The sequence below is a fragment of the Streptosporangium sp. NPDC002721 genome, from assembly GCF_042888905.1.
GTDB lineage: Bacteria > Actinomycetota > Actinomycetes > Streptosporangiales > Streptosporangiaceae > Streptosporangium.
Genome location: NZ_JBIAQI010000102.1, coordinates 1 through 1,028 on the forward strand (window position 1 = coordinate 1; position 1,028 = coordinate 1,028).

1 protein-coding gene is annotated in these 1,028 nt (G+C 68.3%); it reads left to right on the forward strand.

Annotation, left to right across the window (positions count from 1 at the left end):
- On the forward strand, window positions 1-1,028 hold a 1,028-nt coding region (locus ACFYWM_RS44745), incomplete at both ends, for a beta-ketoacyl synthase N-terminal-like domain-containing protein (protein WP_389928014.1).

Here is a 1,028-nt window from a genome sequence, read left to right on the forward strand (position 1 = left end):
CATGAGGCGGGGGAGTTCGACGCGGGGTTCTTCGGGATCTCTCCGCGTGAGGCGCTGGCGATGGATCCGCAGCAGCGGTTGTTGCTGGAGACCTCCTGGGAGGCGATGGAGGACGCCGGTATGGCGCCCGCCACCCTCAAGGGCAGCAGGACGGGCGTCTTCACCGGCCTGATGTACCACGACTACCACTCGCGCCTGAGGACCGTACCCGAAGAGCTCGAAGGCTTCGTCGGCAACGGTAACGCGGCCAGCATCGCCACCGGCCGGGTCGCCTACACGTTCGGTTTCGAGGGCCCCGCCGTCACCATCGACACCGCCTGTTCCTCCTCGCTGGTCGCGCTGCACCTGGCGATCCAGTCACTGAGGCGGGGGGAGTGCTCCCTCGCGCTGGCCGGTGGTGTCACGGTGATGGCCTCCCCGGACACCTTCGTGGAGTTCAGCCGTCAGCGGGGGTTGGCGGCGGATGGGCGGTGCAAGTCGTTCGCGGGTGCTGCGGATGGTACGGGGTGGGGTGAGGGTGTGGGGGTGCTGGTCGTGGAGCGGTTGTCGGATGCTCGGGCGAACGGTCGTCGGGTGTTGGCGGTGGTGCGGGGTTCGGCGGTGAATCAGGACGGGGCGTCGAATGGGTTGACGGCGCCAAATGGTCCTTCTCAGCAGCGGGTGATCGGTCAGGCGTTGGCGGATGCGGGGGTGGCGGCCTCGGGTGTGGATGTGGTGGAGGGGCACGGGACCGGGACCACGTTGGGTGATCCGATCGAGGCGCAGGCGCTGCTGGCCACCTATGGCCGGGGTCGGGATCGGCCGCTGTGGTTGGGGTCGGTGAAGTCGAACATCGGTCATACGCAGGCTGCCGCTGGGGTGGCCGGTGTGATCAAGATGGTGATGGCGATGCGGCATGGGGTGTTGCCGCCCACGTTGCATGTGGATGAGCCGTCGCCGCACGTGGACTGGTCCTCCGGATCGGTGTCGCTGCTGACCTCACCCGTGTCGTGGCCGGAGATAGACCGTCCAAGGCGGGCGGGGGTGTC